The 4,649-nt window shown below is 71.8% G+C and carries 4 protein-coding genes; 3 read left to right on the forward strand and 1 reads right to left on the reverse strand.

The annotated features are described in order from the left end of the window. A partial coding sequence (locus AOK24_RS25220) for a PucR family transcriptional regulator ligand-binding domain-containing protein (RefSeq protein ID WP_240554115.1) occupies window positions 1-1,095 on the reverse strand: 1,095 nt, incomplete at its 3' end. Window positions 1,096-1,362: 267 nt separating this feature from the next. On the opposite strand from AOK24_RS25220, the gene AOK24_RS25225 reads away from it, so the two are divergent. The 3 genes from AOK24_RS25225 to AOK24_RS25235 all read left to right on the forward strand — a co-directional run. Next, window positions 1,363-2,250, forward strand: coding sequence for an FAD binding domain-containing protein (locus AOK24_RS25225; protein WP_055722364.1), 888 nt, complete (start codon window positions 1,363-1,365; stop codon window positions 2,248-2,250). Further along, window positions 2,250-2,720 (forward strand): (2Fe-2S)-binding protein, encoded by a 471-nt coding sequence (locus AOK24_RS25230; protein WP_055722365.1) that lies wholly within the window; start codon window positions 2,250-2,252, stop codon window positions 2,718-2,720. Before AOK24_RS25225 ends, AOK24_RS25230 begins: the two co-directional genes overlap by 1 nt. 2 nt (window positions 2,721-2,722) lie before the next feature. Beyond that, window positions 2,723-4,649 (forward strand): xanthine dehydrogenase family protein molybdopterin-binding subunit (locus AOK24_RS25235; RefSeq protein ID WP_055722366.1); only part of this gene is annotated, 1,927 nt, incomplete at its 3' end.

Here is a 4,649-nt window from a genome sequence, read left to right on the forward strand (position 1 = left end):
GCCCAGGCCCGCACCCGACCCGAAAGCCGAACCCGAGCCCGAACCCGCAGCCCAGGTCGAGCCCGCACCCGAACCCGGACCCGCCCCCGGGCCCGGTTCCGTCCACTCCACCCGCGCCACCACCACCTGCCAGTGCGGCGCCGCCGCCACCCCCGGCAGCAGGACCGGTGCCGCGACCCGCAGGCGTGCGGCGATCTCCGGGGGCGCGGCGCCCGTCTGGATCAGGTCCAGGAGTTCCTGGGCGAGCCGGCGGCGTACCGTGCGGGCGGCGTCGCGGCGGTCGCGTTCGACGGCGATCAGCTGGGTGACGCCGTGCAGGAGGTCCATGCGCTCGTCGGGCCACTCCCCGGCGTCCGCCTCGACGGCCAGCAGCCAGTCGGAGAGGGCGGTCTCGCGGACGTCCCGGGGCGTGTGCGCGGCCCGGCCGCCGCCCCGGACGGGGAAGAGGGAGTACGTCGTGGCACCGGCCAGGACCCGCTGGGGGCCGCGCCGGCCGGTCCGCGCCGCCGCGAGGTGCTCGGCGGCCAGCCGCGTACGGATCTCGGCGGGCAGCGCCGCGCCCCGGGACCCGGCGACGAGCCGCCCGGTGGACGACAGGACCCACGCGCGCAGGTCCAGGTCGGAGCCGAGGAGGTCGAGGACGACGTCGGGGCCGCCGCCCGCGGGGCCGGACGTCATCATGCGGCGGTGCCGGTCCACGACCGCCGCGAGGTCCCCGGCGCGCTCGCCCGACACCTGCCGGACGACGTGCTCGGTGACCGTCGCGAACGACACCGACTCGTCGACCCCGAACAGCGGCAGCCGGTGCTTCGCGCAGGCCACCACCAGGTCCTCGGGGACCTCCCCGAACTCGGCGGTCCCGGCCGCGAGCGCCACGACCCCGGCCTGCACGAGGACCCGGACGAACGGCTCGGAGTCCGCCGCGTCCCGGCGCCAGGCGAGCCCCGACAGGACCAGCTCGCCGCCCGCGAGGTAGCGGCTCGGGTCGCGCAGGTCGGTCGTCATCACCCCGCGGACCGTACGGTCCAGCTCGTCCCCGCCGCCGAGCAGCCTGAGGCCCAGCGCGTCGGTGTCCAGCAGTGCGCGCAGCCGCATGGTTCGTCGCCGCCGTTTCCGTGTCTCGAAATCTACGATGGAGGTCGGGAATCGTTTCCCGTGTTTCCCCGTGTTTCCGTGGGAAGACAGGGAGGTTTCTGAGGCCTTCTCTTCATATGAATCTACAAGATGACCTTCCCGACCAGCCAACTCCTTCGGAGTTTCGGTGACTGACCCGGTCGGCGCAGCGGCTTGTGTACTGGCCGTGATCCCCGTGAACAAGAGATGAACACGACAGGATCCGGACGACGTAGGAGAGAGCCGGTCATGGACTTCCTTCGCCCCGCCAGCTGGGAGGAGGCGCTCGCCGCGAAGGCGGAGCACCCCACCGCTGTGCCGATCGCGGGCGGCACCGACGTGATGGTCGAGATCAACTTCGACCACCGCCGACCCGAGCACCTGCTCGACCTGAACCGGATCACCGATCTGTACGAGTGGGAGGTCGGCGAGGACTCCGTACGGCTCGGCGCCTCCGTCCCCTATGCGCGGATCATGGAAAACTTGCGCAACGAGTTGCCGGGGCTCGCGCTCGCCTCGCACACCGTCGCCTCGCCGCAGATCCGCAACCGGGGCGGCGTCGGCGGCAACCTCGGCACCGCCTCCCCGGCCGGGGACGCCCACCCCGCGCTCCTCGCGGCCGGCGCCGAGGTCGAGGCCGAGTCGGTGCGCGGCAGCCGCCGTATCCCGATCGACGACTTCTACACCGGCGTGAAGCGCAACGCGCTCGCGCCCGACGAGCTGATCCGCGCCGTGCACATCAAGAAGGCGGACGGGCCGCAGCAGTACGCCAAGGTCGGCACCCGCAACGCGATGGTGATCGCGGTCTGCGCGTTCGGGCTCGCGCTGCACCCCGAGACGCGGACCGTCCGTACGGGCATCGGGTCGGCGGCGCCGACGCCGGTGCGGGCTCGTACGGCCGAGGAGTTCCTGAGCGCCGCGCTTGCTGAAAACGGTTTCTGGGACAACGGCCAGATCATCACCCCCTCTCTGGCCAAGGAGTTCGCGAACCTCTGCGCCGCCGCCTGCAACCCCATCGACGACGTACGCGGCACCGCGAGCTACCGCCGCCACGCGGTCGGCATCCTCGCCCGCCGCACACTCACCTGGACCTGGGAGTCGTACCGGGCCTCGCTCCGGAAGGGGGGCGTCGCGTAATGCGCGTCAACTTCACCGTCAACGGACGTCAACGCGAAGCCGACGACGTGTGGGAGGGGGAGTCCCTCCTCTACGTCCTGCGCGAGCGGCTCGGCCTGCCGGGCTCCAAGAACGCCTGCGAGCAAGGGGAATGCGGGTCCTGCACGGTCCGGCTGGACGGAATTCCCGTCTGCTCGTGCCTCGTTGCCGCCGGGCAGGTCGAGGGCCGCGACGTCGTCACCGTCGAGGGCCTCGCCGCCGAGGAAGGCCAACTCGCCCCCATCCAGCAGGCGTTCATCGACGCCGGGGCCGTCCAGTGCGGATTCTGCACGCCCGGACTGCTCGTCGCCGCCGACGAGATGCTCCAGCACAACCCGAGCCCCTCCGACGCCGACATCCGCGAAGCCCTCTCCGGCAACCTCTGCCGCTGCACGGGCTACGAGAAGATCATGGACGCCGTACGCCTCGCGGCGGCCCGGCAAGGAGGGTGACCGTGCCTCGTACAACTCCCGTCGGACTCACCCAAGGTGCCGCGGTGCGCGGCGGCATCGGCGAGTCGACCCTCCGGCCCGACGGCACCCTCAAGGTCACCGGGGAGTTCGCGTACTCCTCCGACATGTGGCACGAGGACATGCTGTGGGGGCAGATCCTGCGGTCGCCGGTGGCGCACGCGGAGATCGTTTCGATCGATGTGGCCGAGGCGCTCGCAACTCCGGGCGTGTACGCGGTCCTCACCTACGACGACCTTCCAACTGACATCCGGCACTACGGACTTGAGGTCCAGGACACCCCGGTCCTCGCGCACGGCAAGGTCCGCCACCACGGTGAACCCGTCGCCCTCGTAGCCGCCGACCACCCCGAGACCGCGCGCCGCGCCGCCGCGAAGATCCAGGTCGAGTACCGCGAACTGCCCGTCGTCACCGACGAGTTGTCCGCGACCGCGCCGGACGCTCCGCTGGTCCACGAGAACCGTACGGACCATCACTTCGGGCACGTGTCGCACCCGAACATCCTGCACCGGCAGCCGATCATCCGGGGAGACGCGGATGCGGCGGCCCTGAAAGCCGATGTGATCGTCACCGGCGAGTACGTCTTCGGCATGCAGGACCAGGCGTTCCTCGGGCCCGAGTCCGGGCTCGCCGTGCCCGAGGAGGACGGCGGGGTCCACCTCTACATCGCCACCCAGTGGCTCCACTCCGACCTCCGCCAGATGGCGCCCGTGCTCGGACTGCCCGAGGACAAGGTGCGGATGACCCTCGCGGGGGTCGGCGGCGCGTTCGGCGGGCGCGAGGACCTGTCGATGCAGATCCACGCCTGCCTGCTCGCGCTGCGCACCGGCAAGCCCGTGAAGATGGTCTACAACCGGTTCGAGTCCTTCTTCGGGCACGTCCACCGGCACCCCGCGCGGCTGTTCTACGAACACGGCGCGACCCGCGACGGCAAGCTCACGCACGTCAGGTGCCGCATCGTCCTCGACGGCGGCGCGTACGCCTCCGCGAGCCCCGCCGTCGTCGGCAACGCGGCCTCCCTCGGGGTCGGGCCGTACGTCGTCGAGGACGTCGACATCGAGGCGCTCGCGCTCTACACCAACAACCCGCCCTGCGGGGCGATGCGCGGCTTCGGGGCGGTGCAGGCGTGCTTCGCGTACGAGGCCCAGATGGACAAGGTCGCCGCTCGGCTCGGGCTCGATCCCGTCGAGTTCAGGCGGCTCAACGCGATGGAGCAGGGGACGTTCATGCCCACCGGGCAGCGCGTCGACTCCCCCGCGCCGGTCGCCGAACTCCTGCGGCGCGTCAAGGCGTTGCCGATGCCGCCGGAGCGGCAGTGGGAGAGCAGCGAGGGCGTCGACGTACGGCAGTTGCCGGGCGGCCTGTCCAACACGACGCACGGCGAAGGCGTCGTGCGCGGGGTCGGGTACGCCGTCGGCATCAAGAACGTCGGCTTCTCGGAAGGGTTCGACGACTACTCGACTGCCCGTGTCCGGCTGGAGGTTGTCGGGGGCGAGGCCGTCGCCGTCGTGCACACCGCCATGGCCGAGGTCGGGCAGGGCGGGGTGACCGTCCACGCGCAGATCGCCCGGACCGAGCTGGGCGTCTCCCAGGTGACCATCCATCCCGCCGACACCCAGGTGGGCAGCGCCGGTTCGACGTCCGCGTCCCGGCAGACGTACGTCACCGGCGGGGCCGTCCGGCACGCCTGCGAGCTGGTGCGGGAACGGGTGCTGGAGATCGGGCGGCGGAAGTTCGGTACGTACCACCCCGCTTGGGCGCACGCGGAGTTGCTGCTCGAAGGGGGGAAGGTCGTCACCGACGCGGGAGAGGTGCTGGCGGATCTCGCGGACGTGCTCGACGGCGAGAGCGTCGAAGTGGAGCGCGAGTGGCGGCACCGGCCGACCGAACCCTTCGACCTGCGCACCGGCC

The sequence above is a fragment of the Streptomyces niveiscabiei genome (assembly GCF_001419795.1).
Lineage (GTDB): Bacteria > Actinomycetota > Actinomycetes > Streptomycetales > Streptomycetaceae > Streptomyces > Streptomyces niveiscabiei.

Excerpts from the sequence above, each read along its gene's own strand:
- AOK24_RS25230 (WP_055722365.1), top strand. The coding sequence starts at position 2,250 with ATGCGCGTCAACTTCACCGTCAACGGACGTCAACGCGAAGCCGACGAC.
- AOK24_RS25225 (WP_055722364.1), top strand. The coding sequence starts at position 1,363 with ATGGACTTCCTTCGCCCCGCCAGCTGGGAGGAGGCGCTCGCCGCGAAG.